Source organism: Planctomycetota bacterium, from assembly GCA_039182125.1.
Classification (GTDB): domain Bacteria; phylum Planctomycetota; class Phycisphaerae; order Tepidisphaerales; family Tepidisphaeraceae; genus JBCDCH01.
Genome location: JBCDCH010000008.1, coordinates 1 through 22,580, shown reverse-complemented (window position 1 = coordinate 22,580; position 22,580 = coordinate 1). Strand labels below are relative to the sequence as shown.

The window sequence follows — 22,580 nt, the reverse complement described above, 5'->3', positions numbered from 1 at the left end:
ACCGACGATGGCTTGCGTGTTTACGCCTGGGATGCTTACGGCGAGTGACGCAATACTGCCCGGACAAACGCGCCGTCGCTGCCCGGAATCAGAATCGGCAACGCGATCAGCTCATACCGGCCCGCTTCGACATTGGCGAGATCGAAGCTTTCGAGGATGCGAAGGCCAGCCGCATGGATGGCGTGATGAATGGGAAGGGTCTTGCTCGTCGGCTTGTCGACGCTCGGAACGTCGTTCGGAAACGTCCCGCTTTCGGGCCAGCCACCGGTTTTGAGCAACACGCGCGGCGGCAGGTCGATCGGCAGATGCTCCGGCAAGATCGGGTCGTGCCCGACCACGTCGACGACTTCGCATTCGCCGAGGTACAGGTCCAAGTCGAGCCCTTCGATCCCGCAGCCGGCGTCGTCGTAGTGCAACGGTGCATCGACGTGCGTGGCGTTGTGAACACTCGCCGTGATCGACGAGAGGTTCACGCTCGCGCCGTCGGCCAGCGCCGCGTTGCGAGTCAGCGTCGTCGGGGTGTCGCCGGGCCATGCGGCGGTGCCGGCCGAGAGCGGGCGGGTGATGTCGATCAGTGGCATGAGTTGATCCTATCTAACGCCCAAGTCTTCAAGCGTGCGTCGGGATTCGGTCACGCTCGCCGACCCACGGCTGAAGCCGTGGGCGTTGACGTCAACTTCACGAGCGCCTCCACCACGGCATCCACGTCCGGCTCGTCGTTGTACAACGCGACCGGTGCGACGCGTATGAGGTCCGGGCGACGATAATCGGTGACGATGTTCATCTTCGCCAACGCGTGAACCAAGCGCTCGGCATCGGGATGCCGTAGCGATACATGCCCGCCTCGACGGCTCGGATCGCGTGGCGTCGCGGTGCCAAACCCATGTGCGGCGAGTGTGTCGTCGAGCCGGTCGAGCAGATGACCGGTCAGCTCCAACGAACGCTGGCGAACTTCGCCAATCGCTGGGAAGCCGGACAACGATCCGAGCAACGGCGCGAGCGACAGCATGTGCGGCGTCCCCTGCTGCAACCGCGCCGCACCGTCAGCCGGTCGCAACTCGCTCGGCATGTCGAACAACGCCTCGTCACTCGACCCGAACCACCCCGCCATCCCCGGCTCGAGCGCTTCGCGTAGGTAGGCGAACGCCACGCAGCCTGGGCCGCCGTTGAGGTACTTATAGCCGCACCAGAACGCGTACTCGCAACCCCAATCATCAAGCCGCATCGGCACCGAACCGGCCGCATGCGACGCATCCCAAAGCACGGTCACCCCCGCCGCCGTCGCTGCCGATTGCACGCGCTCGACATCGATCAGTTGCCCGGTAGAAAACACCACCACCGGCAACACCGCAAGCGCGACACCGTCCGACTCGATGGCCGCGATCAGGTCTTCCTCCTCGAACAAATCGCCACGCATCGGCACACGCTCCAACGCCGAGCTCGGCAAGCCACGCATCCGCAGATGGCTCTGCACTGCGTAGCCGTCGGTGGGAAAGCAGCCGTCGTCGATGACGATGCGATCTCGCTGCGGTGTCGGCTTGTAAAACGTCGCCAATCCCTGGTGCAGGTTGGCCGTGGTGCTCCCGGTGGCGATCACGCGGCTCGGCTCCGCACCGACGATCGGGGCACATAGCGCACCGCCCTCACGAGACATCCGCAGCCACGGCGGGTCCGCGCCGAACCAGCCGCCGATGCCGAGCGTTTGCCACTCATGAAGCACAAGTTTGGCCTGCTCCGCCGATGCCTTCGTGCAAAGCCCCAGCGAGTTGCCGTCGAGGTAGTGACCGTCGAAGGGCACGAAGCGCTGTCGGATCTCTTGCCAGTCGATTGCCACGTTGGCCGCAAGGCTAGAGCACCGTCAACGTCATGGGAACCGCGTGGAGAATTGAAACACCGCCGCGCCTTTGAGGAGTCGACGCGGCGGTGAGAAGGATGGTTTGCGTGAGAGGGATCAGCGACCCGGGCGTCCGCCCCAGAGGCCGCGGAGGCCGCGGCCGCCACCGGGTTGCGGATCGGTCACGCCGTCGAGCGATTCGCTGTCGCCCTCGTCACCGCCAGCGTTGAGGGTGTCTTCATCGTCGTCTTCGCTCTCGTTACCGCCGAAGAGGTCATCGGCACCACTGCCGCCGTTGAGCGTGTCGGTGCCGGGCCCGCCGAAGAGCTTGTCGTCGCCGTCGTCACCGTTGAGCAGGTCGTCGCCGAGGCTGCCGATGAGCAGGTCGTTGCCAAGGCCGCCGGACATGACGTCGTCTCCGCCGCCGCCGAGCATGAGGTCGCGTCCGTCGCCGCCGTTCATCTCATCGTTGCCGTCGGAGCCCTTCATGTAATCGTTGCCGCCGTTGCCGTTGAGAGTGTCGTCGCCGATGGAGCCGCCGAGGAAGTCGCGGGCGTCGGAACCGTTGAGCACGTCGTTGCCGGCGCCGCCACGTTGGATACTGCGCGACTCGGCGGTGATTGTGTCATCACCACCCCAGCCGAAGACGCGGGTGAGTCGGCCGATGGCGGCGACGTCGATCGTGTCGTTGCCGTCACGGCCGTGAACGTAAACGCGACGGATGTCCTCGGCAGGCGCACGCAGTTCCTCGGTGCCGTTGATCGTCACGATGGCGGTGGGCTGGACGTCCGGCCCGCCGGCCGGGTCCTCCAAGAGCGAGACGCTGATGACGTTGTCGACGCCTTCGTCACCGACGACGCGGAGCACGCCGGCATCGCTGAGATTGGCCGAGAGGAGTTTGCGCAGTTCGAGCTGTTCCATGGGCTGCATGGGTGGTTCCTTTCCAAGGTGGTTCGTGAGATTCGCGTCGGGTGACGCCGTGCTGGAAGTGGAAACGCGCCGACCGTTCGAACTATTTCCGTCCAAGCGAATTTTCTTCGAATCGCGCTACCGTGTTGCCATGCGTGTTCTGGCGATCGGCGATGTGGTGGGCAATCCGGGGCGGGCGGCGGTGCATGGGTTGTTGCCGGGGATCGTCAAGAAGCACGAGGTCGATTTCGTCGTGTGCAACGGCGAGAACATCGCCGGCGGCAGCGGGATCACGCCGAACCTGTTCCACAAACTCCGCCGATACGGCTGTGACGTGGTCACGCTCGGCGACCACTGCTACAAGCGGTTCGAGATCGCCGACACGCTGCGGGAGAGCGAACGGCTGCTGCGGCCGGCGAACCTCTCGCCCGACGGGCCGGGCCGGCGGTACACGATCGTGAAGTCGGCCGGCGGCGTGCGGGTCGCGGTGTTCACGCTGCTCGGGCGGATCTTCATGAATCAGCTGCCGCCGAACGACCCGTTCGCGGAAGCGGATGCGATCCTGCGGGACATCGGCAAGGGCGCGGACGTGATCGTTGCCGAGGTGCATTGCGAGGCGAGCAGCGAGAAAATCGCACTCGGCTGGCACCTGGATGGCCGGGCTCACTTCGTCTTTGGCACCCACACCCACACGCCGACCGCCGACGCCCGCCTGCTGCACCACGGCACCGCGTTCATCAGCGACCTCGGCATGACCGGGCCGTACGACGGGGTGCTCGGCCGCAAGACGGATGCGGTCGTGGCGACGATGCGGACCAACACGCCGCACCCGTTTCACGTCGCGACCAAGGACGTTCGCCTGTGCGGCGCGCTGGCCACCATCGAGGACGGGAAAGCGACGGCAATCGAGCGGATCGAGGTCCCGCTGGTCGGCGAAGTCGCTAACGACCCGGGGGACGGATGATGCCGACCTTGCTCGCCAACGTGGCCGCGACGTGGTTTCTCGTCGGGCTGATCTGGATGGTGCAGGTCGTGCACTACGCGCAGTTCGACGGCGTCGGTGCCGACGGGTGGGCGTCATACCACACGCGACACACGCGGAACATCACGCTGATCGTCGGGCCGGCGATGCTGGTGGAACTGGTCTCGGCCATCGCGCTGATCTGGCTCGCGCCCAAGGGCGTGCCGGTGTGGATGATCTGGGCCGGGCTGGGCGGAGTCGCGGTGCTTTGGTTGAGCACCGCGTTGGTGCAGGTGCCGATGCACAACACGCTGGCCACCGGCTTTGACGCGGCGATCGGTCGGCGCTTGGTGCTGACCAACTGGTTGCGCACGGCGGTTTGGACCGGGCGCGGGGTGTTGGTGCTGTGGATGCTCAAGTGTGCCTTTGACAACGTTCGGGCGTGAAGCGCGCATGAAAAGACCCACGCACGAGTGCGTGGGCTTTCGGCGAGAATTTTGGCATTCTCTCTACGCTGCACCGCGGCCGTGGCTACGACCACCTTTGCGGTTCTTGCGTCGGCCAACGGCTTGGGTGCGACGCATCGCGTTGCCCTTGGCGTTGATGGCTTTGAGGATATCTTCGTCCTTGTCGGTGCCAAAGACCTGCCCCCTGCTGCGACTTTCACGGCCGACGTAGCTGTCGGACCGGCTCTTCTCATTGGTACTCATGTCTGGGTTTCCCTTCTGGCCTTCCTCCCGCCGAAGCGGTAAGACGGCCAACGGTCGGCTGTGATCGCGACCATGAACGTACCCGCTTTGTTTATCTGTCACCGGGTTCATCCACACGACGCTCTCCTTGGTTATGCCACGGTCGCCGGCAATCGCCGGCGTGTGGCGCTTTCTCGTTCGGAGACCGACACGGCGACGGTCTCACTCGTGGTTGGCCGACGGTTTCCAGTCGTCGGCCGGTCCTCGTTCGGGGGTTCTCACACCCCCGACTTGCAGGGCCCTTACGTCCCTGCTTCGCCAGGCTGCTTTTCGGTGCGTCGGGTTCTCAGGCCTTGGGCACCACGGATGTTGGAACAACGCTTCTTGCCGCCCGTCGAACCTTCGAGCAACGCTCGGTGAGTTCGACGAGTTGACCCCAGCCGTCGTCCCCGTCGACCACGGCGGCTGCGCCGTTGCGACGGGCCCAGAGTTCGTCGGCGGCGATCGCGGTCGGCTCGTCGGCCGAACGCCACATCGCCCACGCCAACTCCGGCCAAGCCGAGGTCACCTTCCGAACGAACCCTTGCAGGGGTTGGTCCGGCAGGTCGGTTTCGCCCACAACCAACAGGTCGACCGCCCCGAGTCGCATGCGTCCGATCGCCTCGTCGCCGGTCTTGGCGAGGTCGGCGGTAAACGCACCGTCTTTGAAAACACCGTCAGCCCGGTGGGGCCGATCCAGCTTCCCGGAGTCGTCGCAGCCGACCATCAGCATCGTCGCCGGCGCGGATTCGCGTCGGACGTTTGCTTCGAGTTCGGACCACGCCGATCGGCCTGAGTCACGCACCTGCCGCTTGCGTTTCCGCGAACGGTCCGCAGGACCCTCATCCCGCGGGCGGTGTCGATCGTCGGTCGGTTTGTGGACACGTCGTCCCATACACAATCCCTCCGGACCCACGCGGCGAGGAAGTACGAAGCCTCGTCGCCCCGACCACACCACATGGGCCCGCCTTGACATTGCGACGGGCGTGCCGGACCGATAAAATTTCGCGTAACTCATTGCCTTTTAGGCACTTGAAGAAATAGCCGTCGTGCGATCCGGTTCGCTCTGCCTTCGCGTTTCAAACATCCCCGCCCGCACTTCCTGGCGATAAATCCTGCTGCGAGATTTGCTTACCGCCAAGAGGTGCAGATTGCACCGCCGATGCATTTTGCACTGCCGCGGGTTTATGCCCTGACGCCCACCCCGCCGACTGGGCGATCCGGCGTACACTGGGCTTGTGCTGTCCGTGGTCGTGCCCATCTACAACGAGCAGGAGAACCTGCCCGAACTAAGCCGGCGGCTGCGTGAGGCATGCGACACGACCGGTCTGTCGTGGGAAGTCCTTTTCGTCGACGACGGCAGCACCGACGGCTCCGGCGAGGTGCTCGAAGCACTGCACGCCTCGGACGAGCGGATGAAGGTGGTCACGCTGAGCCGAAACTTCGGCCACCAACCCGCGGTCAGCGCCGGACTCGCCGAGGCGCGGGGCGACGCGGTCGTGCTCATTGACGGCGACCTGCAGGATCCGCCGGAGCTGATTTCGGACTTTGTCGCCCGCTGGCGTGAAGGGGCGGACGTCGTGCTGGCCGAGCGGACCAGCCGGGACGACGCGACGTTCCGCAACCCGCTGCGGGCGATCGGATTCACCCTGTTCTACCCACTGTTTCGCCGGGTGAGCGATCTGCCGACCGCGCCGGACACGGGGATCTTCGGGCTCATGGACCGGGCCGTCGTCGATGAACTCAACGCCATGCCCGAGCGGAGCCGGTTCATTCCCGGCCTGCGTGCCTGGCTCGGTTTCCGGACCGCGACCGTCCAGTACGACCGCGCCGACCGTGCGGCCGGGGCACCGAAGCAGACGCTCGTTCGGTTGATCAAATACGCCGCCGACGGGATGTTCTCCTTCAGCACCAAGCCGCTCAAAATCGCGACGCTGTTGGGCTTTCTCGTGTCGCTCGGCTCGCTCTGGCTTGCCGCGTACTACGCGCTGAGCAAGTGGATCAACGACAAGCCGACCGACGGCTTCACCACCACCATCGTCGTCGTACTTTTCCTCGGCGGCGTGCAGTTGATCACTGTCGGCATCCTCGGCGAATACATCGGACGTATCTACGAAGAGGTCAAGCAGCGTCCGCTCTACGTCATCCGCCGAAAGCTTGGCGTCGGCGAAACATCGACTCGGCCCGTCGTCCGCCGCGAAGTCGAAGTCTCCACGTCCGAAAATCCTTGATGAGCGTCGTCTCAATCCCGCACTTTCGCCAACCGATAAGCGGAACACGGACTGTTGGCATCTTGCCGAACTCCGTCGTCTGTTGTGCCAATCGCTTCCGGGGAAGAAGAGACGTTGATCACCGCCAAGAAACACCTCGATATCGCAAGTCGGCACTTGGTGGTCGTCGTGCCCGCCTTCAACGAAGAAGATGTGCTGAGCGACACGATCGAGGCATTGCTCGGCACCGTTCCCGACCGAGTCACGGCACTGGGCATGACCTGCGAGTTTATTTTCGTCAACGACGGCTCGACCGACGCGACACCGGGTTTGCTCGACTGTTGGGCTGATAACGAAGCACGCATTCGCGTGGTCCATCTGACGCGAAACTTCGGACACCAGCCGGCGGTGAGCGCCGGGCTTTGCGTCGCGCTCGAGTCCGCCGACGTGATCGCGGTGATGGACTGCGACCTGCAGGACCCGCCCGAGGTCATGTGCGACATGCTCGAGCGTTGGGCCGACGGCTACGACGTGGTCTACGGCGTGCGGCGCAACCGCAAGGAGTCGGTCGTGCGACGGTTCGGCTATTCGGTGTTCTACAAACTACTCGCGGCGGTGAGCGACTTCGACATTCCGCGCGACTCGGGCGACTTCTGCGTCATGGACCGGCGAGTCGCGGAGTTGATGCAAAACCTGCCCGAACGCCAACGCTTCATCCGCGGGCTTCGAGCCTGGGTCGGCTTGCGACAGACCGGTTTTAAATACGACCGCCCCGCCCGCGCCGCCGGTGAAACGCACTACTCGTTGCACCAACTCCTCAAGTTCGCGTCCGACGGGCTGGTGAGTTTCTCGAACCTGCCGTTGGGGTTGGTGACGCGGGTCGGGGTCGCCTGCGGCATCGGTGCATTTCTGATGTTCGCGTGGGTCGTGTTGGACGGATTGTTCGGACTGACCAACGCCGCCCCCGGTTGGCCGTCGATGGCGGCGCTGGTGCTGTTCATCGGCGCGGTGCAGATGATCTCGCTGGGAATCTTCGGCGAGTATCTCGGCCGGGTGTTCGCCGAGGTCAAAGGACGCCCGACTTACCTCATCGCACGCATCGAAGGCGAGTCGCGATGTGAACAGCGATCCAAGGCGGCGTGATGAAGACGCTCATTCCCACCGCTTTGATCCTGCTCGGACTCGCCGTGCTCGTCGGAACCGGTGTGTTCAGTGTCGGTCGCGATCCGGAGTTCCTGCGGCAGGACTTCGCGTGGCTCTGGTCGGCCGGACACATGCTCGCCGACGGGGCCAACGCTTACGACTACGACGCGTTCCGCCCGGTGCTGATGAGCGTCGTCGGCGAGCATGGCGGCAACGCGTACGCCTATCCGCCGCACCTCGGGCCGATCGCGCTGCATTGGGGTGTGTTGCCGTACGACGTCGGGGCGTGGGTGCTCACGATCGAGAACCTGGCGTTCACCCTGCTGCTCGCGGCCGGCGTGTTCGTGATCGTGCGGCAAGCCGTCGGCGAACTTTGGTACGCGGCAACGGCAGCCGGTCTGATGTTGGCTTGCCCTTACGCCGCCCATGTCACGGCGATGGGACAGACGTCGCTGCTCGTTGCGGCGGCGCTGCTTTGGGGGTGGTACTTCACTTACCGCGGCCGGCCGATCGTCGGCGGCGTGTTGCTGGCGATCGCGGCGATCAAGCCGATGTTCCTCGTGCTACCGGTGATCTGGCTGTTGCTCGACCGACAATGGCGGGCGTTTGCAACGTTCACGATCACGGGGCTTTTGTTGAGCACACCGACGGTGATCATCGCCGGCGGGCCGATCGACTTTGCCTACGACTGGGCCGCGTGCATCGCGAACTACAAGGCGTTCTTCGCACAAGCTCCCGGCTACCGGCACGGGACGGGACTCGGCGGCGTCCTCCACCTGCTCGGCGTCAACTCGCCGGACCTGACGCTGCTCGCTGTCCCCGCTGTGGTCGCGTTGTGGTGGAGCCAACAGGATGACGCCGGGGTGTCGTCGATCGACGTCCTCGCGCTGCTCGGCTTGGCGTACTTCCTGCTCGGCAGCGCCCACGACTACGACATGGTCGTGCTGGCACCGGTGATCCCGGCGCTCGCGATCCATGTACGCCACCGGCCGGCGTGGCTGGTCGCGGCGTGCTTGGCGCTGGTGGCCATGTACTTTCCGCAACGGGCGCTGCGTGGGTTCGAGTCGCCCTTGCTCTTGCAATGGCGGATGCCGGTGCTGCTCGGCTTGTTCATCGGACTTGCCTGGCTGGCGCTACGCCAAGGTCGCAAGGCCGTGGCCCAAAGAGATCGACCCTCCACGACACCGGCCACCGCGCTCAACGCTTGAGCGGGCTTCACCGAAAACTCGTCCAACGTCGACCGTTCAAAGTCGGTATGTAGCCAAGTCAGCCCGGCCCGCAAAGGTCATCAATACGACTTGGCTCACTGGCTTCCACCCGAGTCGAGCGCAAATTCTACCTTACACCGGCGGAATGCCAATTTAGTCCATCGCCTCGGTAATAACCCGAAGGTTTGCCTCGTCCGCCGTTAGGCTGACGCGATCGACGGCCGCACTTGCCGAAAACGCAGACAGCATTTCTTCCAGCGTTACATCGAAATCTGCAACCACTGGCGCAAACGACTGTAAGCCAACGACCGGCGTAGATGATCGCAATACCAGCGAATCACTCCAAATACCACCTAGTGACGCATCTAAAACGACATATCGGCAGCCTATCGAGTTGTAGTACACCGCAAACAGAATGTCTTCCTCGTTCTCGGAATCTGAACGAAGGAATAACAGCCGTTCATTGGCCTTCTTTGCCCCTGAAATATCAAGAACTGTTTTAACTTCTGAAATTCGCTCGTCATCTCCAAACCCGATAGCGTTCCATTCGCCCCTGGCTGTCCTTTCGAACACGTACTTTGATTCGGATTGGGCAAAAACATGCGAACAGCATTGAACTTCGCCCAGCTTTCAATCAATCCAGGGCCAAAAGCCGCCACTCCAGCCACGATTAACCCAAACGCCAGAAGGGCGGCGAAAATACGACAGGAGCGCCATAGTTCGCGAAAGCGAGAATGCGCACTAGCAGGAGCGTAGTGCAGAGAGGACATAACTTTCGCCGTTTTACAACAGTTCATCAGGGCTAATCGTCCTCGCCAAGATTCAGCGAGCAACCGGGCAGCTCCGTATGTTACGCCGTTAAACTCTTTCATTGACGAAACGGAGTCAGTTGGTGAAGTCGAGTGACGAAACAACACCCGAGTTCGAGATAATATAAGCTGGGCTACCACTTGAGACATCCAGCCCATGCTCATCGCCGATTTCCGCGAGCCTGCCCCGACCGGTTCCCCTCGACTTTGGGATATCACTAGTCAACGTAAGGCCGTTTATGCCGGACAATTGATCAAGATAGTCTAACAGTTCTTCGTCGATATCGAACAAGATGATTTGCCTAGACAATCCATCAACATCAACGCGTGCTGCTGGACTGCGTAGCCAGCTTCGCCCAACGGCGACTTCAAGCGACGCGTATCGAAATCCGCCACCGTCACGCTGAACAAATACGATCCATCGTGTCTCATCAGGGGATTGAAGGCTGTAAATCTCGCCCGGACCAAACTTATCTTCATACGAACTCAGGCCGAGCAAGGCGACGCAAGTCGCAGCCTCTTCGTGGGGTAACAACCCAGCCTGACTCCGCGCGATCTGATGAATCCTAGCATTGCCAATAACATTACTCGAGTAAGGCGAAAACACAAAACAAAGCACGATTGACGCGGCCACAGCCAGTACAAGTATACAAACCCGCTTTCGACGAGCTGTGCTTTTAAACCCAAAATAGTGGATGGCGTTCATCGAGTGTTTGGATATCTGGCCTGATCGCCTAAACAGTTTGCTCGGTGGTTATGACCACGCCCCCAGACCCTTCGGGTGCCCTTACCCCAGCAATCCAACGCACGCCTGCTTCAGTGATTACAATTCGGATATTGGACCCGCCTGGGATGAAGATCGAAGTCGTCTCACCGTCATCTGGGCCAGGTAGCCGAATAACGATATCCCCTCCGAGGGTGGCACCGCCGTTGACCGGCAATTCGTCATCATCAATGTCTTCAGGGAGTATCCAGTCTCCGAAAAATGGCAACGCAAAGAAAGGCGCAATACCTTCGCCGAAATCAGGTTCGCCAAGATCCTCGTCAAACTCGGCCCATTCCGGTTGCGCGTTCGGCACCGGTTGCTCCCCATCACCCACCGGGTCATCGACCATCACCTCAATGTTCCCGCGATCAATCAGGACGTCCATCTCAACAGTAGTGTCCACTCGCGCCACGAGGTTCTCGGTCACCTCGGCATTTCCGTCCGGCAACGCCGCCAGCGAGAAAGTCGCCGTGTCTTCGCCGGGGGCGAAGGTCAGCGACCCGTCCGGGATCATCGTATCGACGCCCGGCGTGGCGGTGCCGGTCAGTTCCACGTCCAGCGTGAGTGCTTCGCCGAGATCGCCGGTACGTTGGACTTCGAAAGTGATGAGTTCACCCTCGGTGACGGCGTGATCGGGCGTGGTGATGGTGACGACGGTGCCGCTGAGAAGACGCCGTTGTTCAAGCGTTGCGAGCATGTGGCCCTTTTGGTTTTTTGAATTGCTGAGAAACTTAGCAACTCGCATCACACGCAAACAATACCAGAATGGGCAATTCTCTTACTAATCCGACGTTGTCACTGTCATAGAGATCACGTCAGTCACCACCAAGTGTGACGTTTGGCGGATTCGCCATGCGTCGACGACGCTGATGCTTCCCGTTAGCGTGCGTGCATGCTCATCCTGCAATGGCTCGGCGCGATCGCGGCGGTGTGGGGGACGTGGGTCGTCGCCACGGCGGTGCTGGTCGGGATCGGACTGCTGGTCAGGCCGACCGTGCGTGATCGCGGCGATGTTGCGTTGGCATTTTGGATGGGCTTCGCTGGCGTTATCGGACTGCTGCAGTTTTGGCACTTCGTGTTGCCGATCGACGGCGTTACACAGATCGCCGTCATCGCGATCGGGGGGTTTGGACTTGCGTGGCGCGGTCGTCGGCTTTGGCCACTGCGGCCGGGGCGTCGGACGACACTCGCGCTATTTACACTGAGCCTCTGGCTGGCCAACCGCGCGATCGGGCCCGGTGATGCGTCGGACTCCGGGCTCTACCACTACCACACGATGGCGTGGTACGGCGAACACGCGATCGTGCCGGGGTCGGCGAACCTGCACCTTCGGCTCGGGTTCAACCACGGGTTTCTGCTCTTCGCCGCGTTGTGCGACGCGGGGCCGTGGGAGGGTCGTGGCGAACACGTCGCGTCGGGCCTGACGCTGCTGGGCATCGGCGGGATGGCGGTGGCGGCACTGGGGCGGATGTGGGTCGGCGACCGTCGGCCGGCGATCATCTTCGCAACGCTACTCGTCGTCCCCGTAACCCTCATGGCGCTCGGCAAAGAAGCGAGCAGCCCGCGGACCGACTGGCCGGCGGCAGCTGTCGCGTTGATCGCAGTCTGGCAGTTGTTGCGAACCGATTTCGACAAGACCGCAGCGTTCGTTTTGGTCGGGTTGTTGCCGGTGATGAAACTCTCGGTCGCGGCCATCGGCATTGGTGTTTGGATCGCGGCGGTCGCGTCGAACATGAACCGACGTCGATGGGCACTCGCGTTCGTGGTGCCGCTACTGTTCGTGCCCCCGTGGCTTGTCCGCGGTGCGGTGCTCAGCGGCCACCCGCTGTTTCCCGCCGACATCGGTGCGGTGTCGGTTGATTGGAAGCTCCCGGCGGAGATCGTCGACCAAGAACAAGCGAACATCGAACGGTTTAGCCGGGTGGGCACCGCGGGTCTGGTCGGCCGGGTGCTCAAGCGCGAGGTCGACACTTCACCCGCGGTACTGGAGAACTTCCGATGGGTGCCGAACTGGGCACTGGCCGTCGGGCTGACGGGGTTCGTGCATGTGGTGTGTCCCCTTGTCTTTGGCGTGGCGTTTCTTGCCTGGCGACGGCGACTTGCATTGGCGCTGCTGCCGGGGGTGCTCGGGTTACTGGTCTGGTTCTTCGGTGCGCCCGAGCCGAGGTTCGGTATGGCGGCGGCGTGGTGCTTCGGTGCGGCCGCGATTGCCTTGGCCCGGCCGAAGTCGTTGACCGTGTCGATGACGGTGACGGTCGGCTTGGCGCTCACGGTGACATGGGCGGCCGCGTTGCAGGTCAAACTCCGCCAACGCAACCCGCTCGAAGTCATCCCGCTAATCCTCCCGACCGATGGCGGCTTCCACGAGCACGAGGCCGTCGAACACGTGCCGTTCACGACCAACTGGGGCACGCGGATCATGCAGCCAGAGCCGCTCCACAAGCCGTGGCGTGGTCCGTTGCTGAGCACCGGCTTTCCGCATCGCGACCTGCGGCTGCGCGACCCCAACGACATCGCCGCCGGGTTTCAGATCGTCGAACACCCCACCGCCGAACGGCACGGCTTCGGTGTCACGTTTCCGAGTGACGGGACGAACAACTGAGCGACTCGATCGCATCGACCGTCGTGCATAGCGCAGCATCCAGGTCGAAGCCGCCGAGCGTTGCCGCAAAGGTCTTCGCCGACGCGGTGAAACGACCGTCGGCGAGCAAACGCTGCAAGCCACCCCGCAAACCCTCGGCATCTTCGGGCCCGACGGCAATGCCGATGCCAAGCTCGGCGACCCGCCGGGCGGTGATCGCTTGCTCGGTGTTGAGTGGGATCAGCAACATCGGCACGCCGGCCCGAGCAAACGTCGCGACCGTCGCCGCCCCGGCATGACAGACGCCGATGTCCGCGTCCCGCGCCAACACGTCCAACGGCAACGGTTCAGCGGTGACCGTGACGTTGGGTTGGGTGTTGCGGGCGTTGATCCGGGTGAGGTGTAGCAACGAGGCAATGCCCGTGAGTCCGAGCAGATCGAGCAGCAGACCGAGCATGGCGAACGGCTTGACGTATCCCGCCAGGCGTAGGCCGTTACCCGCTGGCCAATCGGTGTCGGCCGTCGGCACGGGCGGTACTGGTAGCCGGCCGACGTAACGTCCGTCCGGCTGCGGGCCGTAGTGATCTAGTGCGGGCACGGTTGTGCGGATTCGATTCATACCGGCGTACAGATCGGTCAGACGTTGGGTGCCCGACGGGAGTCGGTCAGCGAGCTTTTCGAGCAATCGGCGTTCGCCGATGGTCGTGTCGAAGGTGTCAGCATCGGCGAAGCCGGCCAAGGCGCGGAGGTTGGGCAGAGAATCACGCCCGGCCGGCGGCATGTCGTAGCCGGTGCTGACGTTGATGCAGGGCGCATCGAGCCGCCCCGCCAACAGCACCGCCGTCGGGGCAAAATCAGTCACCAGCACGTCGGGACGACATGCCTCAAGCGCGTTCGCCCAGGCTTCGATGTACGCATGGCAGTCCGACGCGGAACCGTGATAACAGGCGTGGAGCAGGATGTCGGCCCAAGTCGCCACGGTCGGCCGATCGGTCGGCTTGGGCCGTGTCGGTGCCTGGATGACACGGTCGAAACTGCCCGGCCCGGACCAGCGGTGGCCAAGTTGCGGATCGCGACAGAGCAGATCGACGCGATGACCGCGAGATCGCAAAGCGTGGCCCAACACCCCCAACCGGCCGACGTGTCCGCCCCCGCCGCCAAGTTCCCACGCCATGGTCACGCGCATCCGGCACAGGCTACAGGATCTTGCAACGCATCGATTTATTCACTATTTTGCGACAACAGCGTTAATGCCACCACGGGAAAAGGAGAAAAATGGCACATTCCAACCGCACCGCCGCCGCAGCCATGTTGGCCGGCGCGCCCGCCCTCTTGCTCACCGCACAAGCGTCCGCCCAGTTCGCCAGCGGCCCCACCGCGAGCTTCGACCGGTCGGAGTTGACGTCCAGCGTCCAGTTCGACGTCAACGGCGATGAAATCAACGACTTGCTGATCTTCGTCGGACCCACCGATGACATTGATTACGGGTTCTACGGAGATTACGTCGGCATCCTGCCTTTGAGCCCCGATGCCGAGGGCCTTGATTCGAGCATCTACGTCAACTCCGATGTCGCCTTCGGCATCGACGGGTCGTCCATCAACGAGTTTGCCACTCCCGAGGATGTCGGTGCGTTGCTCGGCAATCTCGACGGCGACGGCAACGTCAGCCCTTCGAGCGGTTTGGGGGTGCTGTTCGCCGGTGAGTTGTACGAGGAGCCTTTCGGCAATGACGCGGTGCCTACCTTCGTGGTGTCGCCGGGCAACATCGCCGGCTTCCTGTACGAAACCGATGACGGCCTCGGCCTGGGGTTCATCGAGGTGGAGGTCAGCTTCATATCCCCCGAAGGCACACCGGCAGCGACCGTGACCACCGTCGATATCTTCGCCAGCGGCTTCACGCTGATCCCGGAACCGGCCGGACTCGGCCTGCTCGGACTTGGCGGATTAGTCCTCCGACGACGCCGGTAGTCACGGCCGTTTTTCACCCGCCAAGCCGGCCCGATTCTCCGCTCCAGTCGCGGGAAATCGGGCCGGTTTTCGCCTAAGATTCCGGTCTACCCATGGCCGACGACACGACCACCCCCACCGACGATTCAACGCCGGAATTTGAAGAACAAATCGAGGACCTGCGGATCGAGCGCGAACTGCAGGATTCGTACCTGACCTACGCGATGAGCACCATCATGGACCGGGCGCTGCCCGACGTCCGTGACGGACTCAAGCCGTCGCAACGCCGCATCCTCGTGGCGATGAACGACCTGAACCTCGGCCCCCGATCCAAGCACCGCAAATGCGCCAAGATCTGCGGCGACACCGCCGGTAACTACCACCCGCACGGCGATCAGATCGTCTACCCCACCCTGGCCCGACTCGCCCAGGACTGGGTCATCCGCCACCCGCTGATCGACCCGCAAGGCAACTTCGGCTCCTCCGACGGCGACTCACCCGCCGCGTCCCGATACACCGAGGCACGGATGACCTCCGAGGCGATGGAACTGCTCTCGGACCTGAACCTCGACACGGTCGACTTCCAGCCGAACTACGAGGAGACCCGCAACGAGCCGACCGTGCTGCCGGCGAAGTTTCCGAACCTGCTGGTCAACGGCAGCACCGGCATCGCGGTCGGCATGGCGTGCAACCTGCTGCCGCACAACCTCGGCGAGGTCTGCGACGCGATCGTCACCGTCATCAACAACCCCGATTGCACGTTGGCGGACTTGCTGGAAGTGATCCCCGGGCCGGACTTCCCGACCGGCGGCGTTATCGCCGGCCGTGCCGGGATCATCGACGGTTACTCCACCGGTCGCGGCCGACTCACGCTTCGCGCCGTGCTCGACACCGAAACCGACAAGAAGGGCCGCACCTCGATCGTCGTCACCGAGCTGCCGTATGGCGTGATCCGCAAGAACATCGTCGCCGGCGTCGCCGATGCGGTGAAGAAGGACCTGCTCACTGACGTGTCCGCCGTCAACGACGAGTCGGGCCGCAAACACGCTTGTCGGATCGTGATTGATCTCAAGCGCGGCGCGGAGCCGGACGTTGTGATTAACCAGCTCTACCGCTACACGCAGTGCCAGATCACCGTGAGCATGATCAACATCGCGCTGGTGCATCGCCAGCCGCGCACCTTGGGGCTCAAGGATCTGATCCACCACTTCATCGAGCACCGCAAGGACGTCATCACCCGCCGCACCCGGCACCTGCTCAAGAAAGCCCTGCAACGTGGCCACATCCTCGAAGGCCTGATCTACGCCGTCTGCGACATCGACGAAGTCGTCCGCCTGATCCGCTCCAGCCGCACCCGCGACGAGGCGATCGAGAAGCTCCGCGAGCGGTCCTTCCGCATCGCGCCGGACCACCCGTTTGCCCCGCAGATCCCCGAGAACATGCTCGGCAACGAGCATCGCCTCACCCGCGTCCAGGCCGAAGCGATCGGGCGTCTGCAACTCATCCAGCTCGTCGGGCTCGAGATCGAAAAGCTCACCAACGAGTACCGCGATGTCCGCCAGGAGATCGAAGACCTGCAGTACATCCTCGCCAACGAGTCGGCCGTCCTCGACATCATCCGCGAAGACACGATCGAGCTGAAAGAGAAGTACGCCAACCCCCGTCGCACCAAGATCGACAACAACGAAGCGCAGGCGATCGACCTCGAAAAGCTCATCCAGCCCGAGGACGTGACGGTGACGATGAGCCACGCCGGCTACATCAAACGCCTGCCCATCGACACCTACCGCAGCCAGGGCCGCGGTGGGCGTGGGATCAAGGGGCTCGGCGCGAAGGAAGGCGACTTCGTCGAGCACATGTTCGTGGCCAATACGCACGACCACCTGCTGTTCTTCACCAACACCGGGCGGGTCTATTCCAAGCGCGTCTTCGACGTGCCGGAGATGTCACGCACCTCGGCCGGCCGATCCGTCGCCAACCTGCTGGAGTTCCAGCCGGGCGAGAAAACCGCCGGCGTCCTCGCCATCAAGGACTTCCAGCAAGAGGAAGCGTTCCTCCTGTTCGCGACCAAGATGGGCACGGTAAAGAAGACCGCCCTCTCCGCCTACGGCAACATCAACCGCAACGGCATCATCGCCATCAACCTCGCCGACGCCGACGAACTCATCGGCGTCCGCATGACCGGTGGCAACGATGAAGTCCTGCTCGGCACCGAGGAAGGCATGGCCGTGCGGTTCGACGAGAACGACGTCCGCGCCATGGGCCGAAACGCCGGCGGCGTCCGCGGCATCAACCTCGCAACCAAGGACGAAGTTGTCGCCATGATCGTCGTACCTCCCATGCCTGAGTCGGACGAATCCGACGACGAAGGTGAGGGCGAAATCACCGATACCGGCGTGCCCATGGTCCTGGTCGCCACCGAGAACGGCTACGGCAAACGCACCCCCGTCACCCAGTACCGCAAGACCAAACGCGGCGGCAAGGGCGTCAAGAACATCCGCATGACCGCCCGCAACGGCAAGGTCGTCGGCATGCTCGTCGTCCACGGCGACGAAGACGTCATGTTCATCACCAACGACGGCATCCTCATGCGAACCGCCGTCAAAGGCATCAGCGCATACAGCCGCGCCGCCGCCGGCGTCAAACTCATGAACGTCGGCAAAGGCGACAAACTCGTCGCCCTGGCGAAGATCGACGGGGACGAGGACGACGAAGCCTGATCAAATCGCAGTGAAGAGCGGGTTTAATCCCACCACAATCCGACCGACTTCGTGTTGACTAAGTCCTTACGCAGCAACTCGACGCCGTAGTCGGGGGCGTCGAGGTCGACGCCCTCAATGAGTTCGGTGATGTTCTCAGGCACGTCCATTCCCATGTCCTCGGCGGCATCGATCATCTCGACGACGCAACCGAAGTGCTGATCCACCGTGTCGGGACAAAAGCCATAGATTTCGTCGGCAAGCACCCGGGTGTCCTCGGGGAGCTTCTCAAAATGAACCGTCAGGCGATCGAACGCGACGTCATCGATCCTGATGCCGTAAAGCTCATCCCACTTACGCAACCGCGCGATGATATCGTCGGTCGAGACGTCGAAGTTGTCCCCATTGGTCCCGGCCTCTCGAAGCTGAGCGATGTCGGAATCGTTGATCATCCTCGCCACAATAACGGGTCACCACGGCAACAACGAAACTTCACCGCATTGAGACAAGTCGCCTGTCGGGCGGTTCTTCCCCGGTTGAAGACGCGATAGCCTCAATGCCATGCCCGTCACTATCGACGATGTCCGTGCAGCTACAGAGCGCGTCCGCGAGGCAGTGTTGCGGACGCCTTGCCATCAGTCCGACGCGCTGGCCCGACTTTGTGGTTGCACCGTTTACGCCAAGCTCGATTACCTCCAAGCGACCGGTAGCTTCAAGGAACGCGGGGCACGCAACAAGCTCGCGCAGCTTGGCAATGACGCCGGCGTCATCGCGGCGAGTGCGGGGAACCATGCCCAGGCGCTGGCGTACCACGGCCGTGACCTCGGGCATGATGTGACGGTCGTAATGCCGAAGTTCGCGCCGCTGGTGAAGGTCGCCAACTGCCGTGCGCTGGGGGCGCGTGTCGTCATCCACGGCAGCACGTTCGACGAAGCACGGCGTCATGCCGTGGAGATCGCCGAGCGCGACGCCCTGACCTACGTCCACGGCTTCGACGACCCGGCTATCGTGGCGGGTGCTGGGACGACGGCGCTGGAAATTCTCGAAGACGTGCCCGAGCCGGATGCGGTGATCGTGCCGGTCGGCGGCGGCGGACTGATCAGCGGTGTCGGCTTGGTGATGAAGGCGCTCGCGCCGAACTGCCGGTTGATCGGCGTCGAGGCGGACAGTGCGCCGACATTGCAGGCCGCCCTCGCCCATGGCGGGCCGACGCCGGTCGAGGTCACCCCCACCATCGCCGACGGCCTCGCGATCGCACAGCTCGGTCAACTCAACTACGACATCTGTAAAGGCGTCGTCGACCAAGTCGTTTCCGTCGACGAAGCGCAAACGGCACGCGCGGTGTTGCAGTTGATGGAAAAGGAGAAGGCCGTCGTCGAGGGCGCGGCGGCAACATCGCTGGCAGCGCTGACCGGCCCGCTGTGCGAGGAGCTTGCCGGCAGAACCGTGGTGATCCTGCTGTGCGGCGGAAACGTCGATGCATCGGTACTGGCCCGCGTGATCGAGCGTGGCCTTGCCGCCGATGGCCGACTCTGCCGCTTCGTGTGCCGGACCTCCGACCGACCGGGCAGCCTCGCGAAGCTGCTCAACATCCTCGGCGAGGTCGGCGTGAGCGTGAAGGACGTGCAACACGACCGCAGCTTCGGCCCACCAGACATCGGTCGCGTCGACATCGCCCTCACCCTCGAAACCTACGACGCCGACCACATTGAGCAACTCCGGGCCGCCCTCAAAGCCAACGGCATCGCGCACACGCAGCTTTCCCATCTCGGCGAGCCGGTCGACTGACCGCTACCCTCCGACCATGCCCCACTCGCGCATCACCGGCCTCCATCACGTCGCGGTCTTCGTCAAGAACATCGACGCGTCCGTGAAGTTCTGGACCGACACGTTCGGCTTCGCCGAAAAGCTCCGATGGACTGCGGGCGACAAGCCGGCCGTCATGCTCGATACCGGCGACGGCAACTATCTCGAGTTCTTCCAAACGCCCGACGCGCCCGACCGTGGTGACAACTGGAAGAACGACGAAGCACTCGCTCACGTCGCGCTACGGTGCGTCGGCCTGGACGAGATGCTCGAAAAGGCCCGCGCGGCCGGCTGCCGGGTGCTGATGGAACGGGCCGATGTGAACATCGACAACGCGGCCAAGGCCTCGCCATCGCAGGTACCGATCCGCATCGCATTTTTCACGGCGCCCGACGGCGTCGTTGTCGAGTTGTTCGAGAACGACCTGACGTGAGCACGAAACTTGGCCGTGATGTGGTAAGCTTGCGACATGCGATGCCCCCAACTCGCGATCTTGTCACTGATTTTGCTCGCCGGCGGAAACCGAACCGCTTCCGGAGATGTCCTGTTGAGCCAGGATTTTTCCGATGCGGGGCTCGGTCAGTACACCGACGCGGAAATGCGATCGGCGTTCCCCGAGGTGCCGTGGACGCAAGGTTTCAATGAAGGTCGGGCGACGATTGTCGACGATGGCCGAAAGGGCCACGGGTTGGAGATGTTCTACCCGCAGGGCACGTTCGGCCCGGGCCAGGGCGGCGGGCAGGCACCGCTGCAGTTCGCCGACGGCGCGGTCTATGACGAGTTGGTCTTCAGCTATTCCGCCATGTTCCGCGACGGGTTCGACTGGCAAAAGGGTGGCAAGCTCCCCGGCCTTGCAAGCGGCTGGCAGGCGTCCGGCGGTAACGCGGCCGACGGCACCAACGGCTTCACCGCCCGCATGATGTGGCGCACCGGCGGCAAGCTCGTTCAGTATGTCTACCACATGGACACCCCCGGCGGGTTTGGCGAAGACTTCACCTGGCAACTCGACGGCGAGGACGTGTTGCTCGAGACCGATCGCTGGTACGACTTCAGGACCCGCGTCAAGCTCAACACGCCCGGCGAAGCCGACGGTGAGATCGAGAGCTGGCTCGATGGCGAACGGGCGCTGCATGTGACGGGCCTGCGATTCCGAACAGTCAACGGCGTGATGATCGACAACGTCTATTTCAGCACGTTCTTCGGCGGCGGCGATGACACCTGGGCACCGGACAACGACAGCCGGATCGTGTTCGACAACTTCCTCGTGGTCGACCCCGACCGACGGCGGGCGGCGGTGCCCGAGCCGGCGGTGATCGGTTTTGCCGCACTGGCCGTGCCGCTGACGTTGGTTCGGCGACGGCGAATTTCGCCGGTTTGAGTCCGACGGCAAGCCGCTACGCTACCGGCGTGACCCGCACCAAAGTCCTCGCCACGCTCGGCCCGGCGACATCCGACGTCGACACCCTGCTCGACCTGTTCAAGGCCGGCGCGGACCTAGTGCGGCTCAACTTCTCCCACGGCACGCTCGACGATCATCTCCAAATCCTCCGCAACGTCCGCGAAGCAGCCGCCCGACACGATCGGCCCGTCGCGGTCCTCGGCGATTTGTGCGGACCCAAGATCCGCCTCGGCCAAGTCCGCGACACCGACGGCGATGACAGCGGCGTCCAGATCAACGTCGGCGACACGCTCATCCTCCAACGGCAGGACATCCTCGGCGATCGCGAGGACGACAATACCATCCGCGCCAGTTGCACCTATCCGCAACTCATCGACGACATCCATGTCGGCCATCGCGTGCTCATCGAAGACGGCTTGCTGCGGTTCATTTGCATCGATCAGTCGGCCAACGCACTGCACCTGCAGTGCAACGTCGGCGGTCGGCTCAAGAGCCGCAAGGGCATCAACCTACCTGCCACCGACCTGAACCTGCCGAGCATCACCGACTATGACTGGCAGTGCGTCGAGTGGGCCATTAAGAACGAGTTGGACTTCCTCGCGTTGAGCTTCGTCCGACAGCCCAACGAACTGCAACAGCTCCGCGAGCATCTCCAGTACAACAACTCGCCGATCGACCTCGTCGCCAAAATCGAGAAAGGCGAGGCGCTCGAACAGATCGACGCCATTATCGCGGCCTCCGACGCGCTGATGATCGCCCGTGGCGATCTCGGCGTCGAGGTCGATGTCGCCCGTGTGCCGATCATCCAGAAAGACCTGATCCGCAAGTGCCAGACGGCGGGGAAACCGGTCATCGTGGCGACGCAGATGCTGCAAAGCATGATCGAGAACGCATCGCCGACACGCGCTGAAGTCAGCGACGTGGCCAACGCGATCTTCGACGGCGCCGACGCGGTCATGCTCAGCGGCGAGACGAGCGTCGGCAAGTTTCCCATCGGTGCAGTACACGTGATGAACCGCGTCGCCGAGCAGACCGAGCGTTACCTGATCGACAACCCCGAGCTCGACACCAGCGCCCGACCGAACGTTCGTGCCATGCGTTTGAGCAACGCAATCGCTTCGGGCGTTCGGCAGTTGGTCAAGGAACTCGGCCCCAAGCTCGTGGTCGTCTACAGCCAGACCGGCGACACGGCCCGCATCTTCTCCAAGCACCGCCTGCCCGTCCCGCTCGTCGCGCTTTCGAGCAACCACCGCACGCTGCGGCAAATGGCGTTGCACTTCGGCACGTTGCCGATCGAGATGCCCGCCCCGCCGGACTTGCGGACGCTCGTGGGTTGCATCGACGAGTTGCTGATCAGCCACGACCTCGCCGCCAACGGCGACCGCACCGTCATCGTCGCCGGCGCGAGCATGGGTACCCCCGGCGCGATGAACGGCGTCGTCGTCCACACCGTCGGGGCAAAGCTGCACGACGTGTAACGACAAAGAAGGCCGCGTCCGAAAGCGGACGCGGCCAACACGGGTTCAAAAGCTGTGTGCTGTTCAGCCGCCCCAGCACGGCGCGTCACCGCAGTCGGCGGC

Annotated in this window: 22 protein-coding genes; 12 read left to right on the top strand and 10 right to left on the bottom strand. The window is 63.4% G+C overall.

The window, feature by feature from the left end; genetic code table 11:
• Nucleotides 1-35: 35 nt before the first annotated feature.
• The 3 genes from AAGD32_03420 to AAGD32_03410 form a co-directional block, all read right to left on the bottom strand.
• Complete coding sequence (locus tag AAGD32_03420; protein MEM8873288.1) at nucleotides 36-581, bottom strand: cyclase family protein; 546 nt, start codon at nucleotides 579-581, stop codon at nucleotides 36-38.
• 50 nt (nucleotides 582-631) lie between these two features.
• The gene (kynU, locus tag AAGD32_03415; GenBank protein MEM8873287.1) at nucleotides 632-1,834 is read right to left on the bottom strand and encodes a kynureninase; all 1,203 of its coding nucleotides are present in this window, start codon (nucleotides 1,832-1,834) and stop codon (nucleotides 632-634) included.
• 117 nt (nucleotides 1,835-1,951) lie between these two features.
• The gene (locus AAGD32_03410; GenBank protein MEM8873286.1) at nucleotides 1,952-2,764 is read right to left on the bottom strand and encodes a calcium-binding protein; all 813 of its coding nucleotides are present in this window, start codon (nucleotides 2,762-2,764) and stop codon (nucleotides 1,952-1,954) included.
• A 130-nt stretch (nucleotides 2,765-2,894) separates the two neighbouring features.
• Here AAGD32_03410 and AAGD32_03405 point away from each other — a divergent pair, with 130 nt between their 5' ends.
• Together AAGD32_03405 and AAGD32_03400 are read left to right on the top strand one after the other, a co-directional pair.
• The gene (locus AAGD32_03405; GenBank protein ID MEM8873285.1) at nucleotides 2,895-3,707 is read left to right on the top strand and encodes a TIGR00282 family metallophosphoesterase; all 813 of its coding nucleotides are present in this window, start codon (nucleotides 2,895-2,897) and stop codon (nucleotides 3,705-3,707) included.
• On the top strand, nucleotides 3,707-4,150 hold the full coding sequence (locus tag AAGD32_03400) for a hypothetical protein (protein ID MEM8873284.1): 444 nt from the start codon (nucleotides 3,707-3,709) through the stop codon (nucleotides 4,148-4,150). Before AAGD32_03405 ends, AAGD32_03400 begins: the two co-directional genes overlap by 1 nt.
• A gap of 63 nt (nucleotides 4,151-4,213) precedes the next feature.
• On the opposite strand, the gene AAGD32_03395 is transcribed toward AAGD32_03400, so the two are convergent.
• Complete coding sequence (locus AAGD32_03395) at nucleotides 4,214-4,414, bottom strand: hypothetical protein (GenBank protein ID MEM8873283.1); 201 nt, start codon at nucleotides 4,412-4,414, stop codon at nucleotides 4,214-4,216.
• Nucleotides 4,415-4,739: 325 nt separating this feature from the next.
• Nucleotides 4,740-5,327: a hypothetical protein gene (locus tag AAGD32_03390; GenBank protein ID MEM8873282.1), complete on the bottom strand. Its 588-nt coding sequence runs from the start codon at nucleotides 5,325-5,327 to the stop codon at nucleotides 4,740-4,742.
• Nucleotides 5,328-5,670: 343 nt separating this feature from the next.
• Here AAGD32_03390 and AAGD32_03385 point away from each other — a divergent pair, with 343 nt between their 5' ends.
• From AAGD32_03385 to AAGD32_03375, 3 genes are all read left to right on the top strand, one after another.
• Entirely contained in the window at nucleotides 5,671-6,663 is a 993-nt protein-coding gene (locus AAGD32_03385; GenBank protein ID MEM8873281.1) for a glycosyltransferase family 2 protein, read from the top strand.
• Nucleotides 6,664-6,777: 114 nt separating this feature from the next.
• On the top strand, nucleotides 6,778-7,785 hold the full coding sequence (locus AAGD32_03380; GenBank protein MEM8873280.1) for a glycosyltransferase family 2 protein: 1,008 nt from the start codon (nucleotides 6,778-6,780) through the stop codon (nucleotides 7,783-7,785).
• A complete protein-coding gene (locus AAGD32_03375; protein MEM8873279.1) occupies nucleotides 7,785-8,993 on the top strand; it encodes a glycosyltransferase family 87 protein in 1,209 nt (402 codons plus the stop codon). Before AAGD32_03380 ends, AAGD32_03375 begins: the two co-directional genes overlap by 1 nt.
• Nucleotides 8,994-9,146: 153 nt before the next feature.
• On the opposite strand, the gene AAGD32_03370 is transcribed toward AAGD32_03375, so the two are convergent.
• From AAGD32_03370 to AAGD32_03360, 3 genes are all read right to left on the bottom strand, one after another.
• Complete coding sequence (locus AAGD32_03370; protein ID MEM8873278.1) at nucleotides 9,147-9,566, bottom strand: hypothetical protein; 420 nt, start codon at nucleotides 9,564-9,566, stop codon at nucleotides 9,147-9,149.
• Between the two features lie 312 nt (nucleotides 9,567-9,878).
• Nucleotides 9,879-10,508 carry a hypothetical protein gene (locus AAGD32_03365; GenBank protein ID MEM8873277.1) on the bottom strand — a complete coding sequence of 210 codons (630 nt, stop codon included), beginning with the start codon at nucleotides 10,506-10,508 and terminating at the stop codon, nucleotides 9,879-9,881.
• Between the two features lie 28 nt (nucleotides 10,509-10,536).
• Nucleotides 10,537-11,313: a hypothetical protein gene (locus AAGD32_03360; GenBank protein ID MEM8873276.1), complete on the bottom strand. Its 777-nt coding sequence runs from the start codon at nucleotides 11,311-11,313 to the stop codon at nucleotides 10,537-10,539.
• A 147-nt stretch (nucleotides 11,314-11,460) separates the two neighbouring features.
• Here AAGD32_03360 and AAGD32_03355 point away from each other — a divergent pair, with 147 nt between their 5' ends.
• Nucleotides 11,461-13,170, top strand: a complete 1,710-nt coding sequence (locus AAGD32_03355) for a hypothetical protein (GenBank protein ID MEM8873275.1) — start codon at nucleotides 11,461-11,463, stop codon at nucleotides 13,168-13,170.
• Here AAGD32_03355 and AAGD32_03350 read toward each other — a convergent pair.
• A complete protein-coding gene (locus AAGD32_03350) occupies nucleotides 13,139-14,335 on the bottom strand; it encodes a nucleotide disphospho-sugar-binding domain-containing protein (protein MEM8873274.1) in 1,197 nt (398 codons plus the stop codon). The genes AAGD32_03355 and AAGD32_03350 overlap by 32 nt on opposite strands.
• An 89-nt stretch (nucleotides 14,336-14,424) precedes the next feature.
• On the opposite strand from AAGD32_03350, the gene AAGD32_03345 reads away from it, so the two are divergent.
• Both AAGD32_03345 and gyrA read left to right on the top strand, forming a co-directional pair.
• A complete protein-coding gene (locus AAGD32_03345) occupies nucleotides 14,425-15,117 on the top strand; it encodes a PEP-CTERM sorting domain-containing protein (GenBank protein MEM8873273.1) in 693 nt (230 codons plus the stop codon).
• A gap of 92 nt (nucleotides 15,118-15,209) precedes the next feature.
• Complete coding sequence (gyrA, locus tag AAGD32_03340; GenBank protein MEM8873272.1) at nucleotides 15,210-17,816, top strand: DNA gyrase subunit A; 2,607 nt, start codon at nucleotides 15,210-15,212, stop codon at nucleotides 17,814-17,816.
• 23 nt (nucleotides 17,817-17,839) lie between these two features.
• Here gyrA and AAGD32_03335 read toward each other — a convergent pair whose 3' ends face one another.
• Nucleotides 17,840-18,247, bottom strand: a complete 408-nt coding sequence (locus AAGD32_03335) for a DUF4253 domain-containing protein (GenBank protein ID MEM8873271.1) — start codon at nucleotides 18,245-18,247, stop codon at nucleotides 17,840-17,842.
• A gap of 109 nt (nucleotides 18,248-18,356) precedes the next feature.
• Between AAGD32_03335 and ilvA the strand changes: the two genes are divergently transcribed.
• The 4 genes from ilvA to pyk are packed head-to-tail and all read left to right on the top strand — an operon-like array spanning nucleotide 18,357 to nucleotide 22,478.
• The gene (gene ilvA, locus AAGD32_03330) at nucleotides 18,357-19,583 is read left to right on the top strand and encodes a threonine ammonia-lyase (GenBank protein MEM8873270.1); all 1,227 of its coding nucleotides are present in this window, start codon (nucleotides 18,357-18,359) and stop codon (nucleotides 19,581-19,583) included.
• A gap of 16 nt (nucleotides 19,584-19,599) precedes the next feature.
• Nucleotides 19,600-20,034, top strand: coding sequence for a VOC family protein (locus AAGD32_03325; GenBank protein MEM8873269.1), 435 nt, complete (start codon nucleotides 19,600-19,602; stop codon nucleotides 20,032-20,034).
• Nucleotides 20,035-20,070: 36 nt separating this feature from the next.
• Nucleotides 20,071-20,979, top strand: a complete 909-nt coding sequence (locus AAGD32_03320) for a polysaccharide lyase (GenBank protein ID MEM8873268.1) — start codon at nucleotides 20,071-20,073, stop codon at nucleotides 20,977-20,979.
• A 29-nt stretch (nucleotides 20,980-21,008) separates the two neighbouring features.
• Nucleotides 21,009-22,478 (top strand): pyruvate kinase, encoded by a 1,470-nt coding sequence (gene pyk, locus AAGD32_03315; GenBank protein MEM8873267.1) that lies wholly within the window; start codon nucleotides 21,009-21,011, stop codon nucleotides 22,476-22,478.
• Nucleotides 22,479-22,580: the final 102 nt, after the last annotated feature.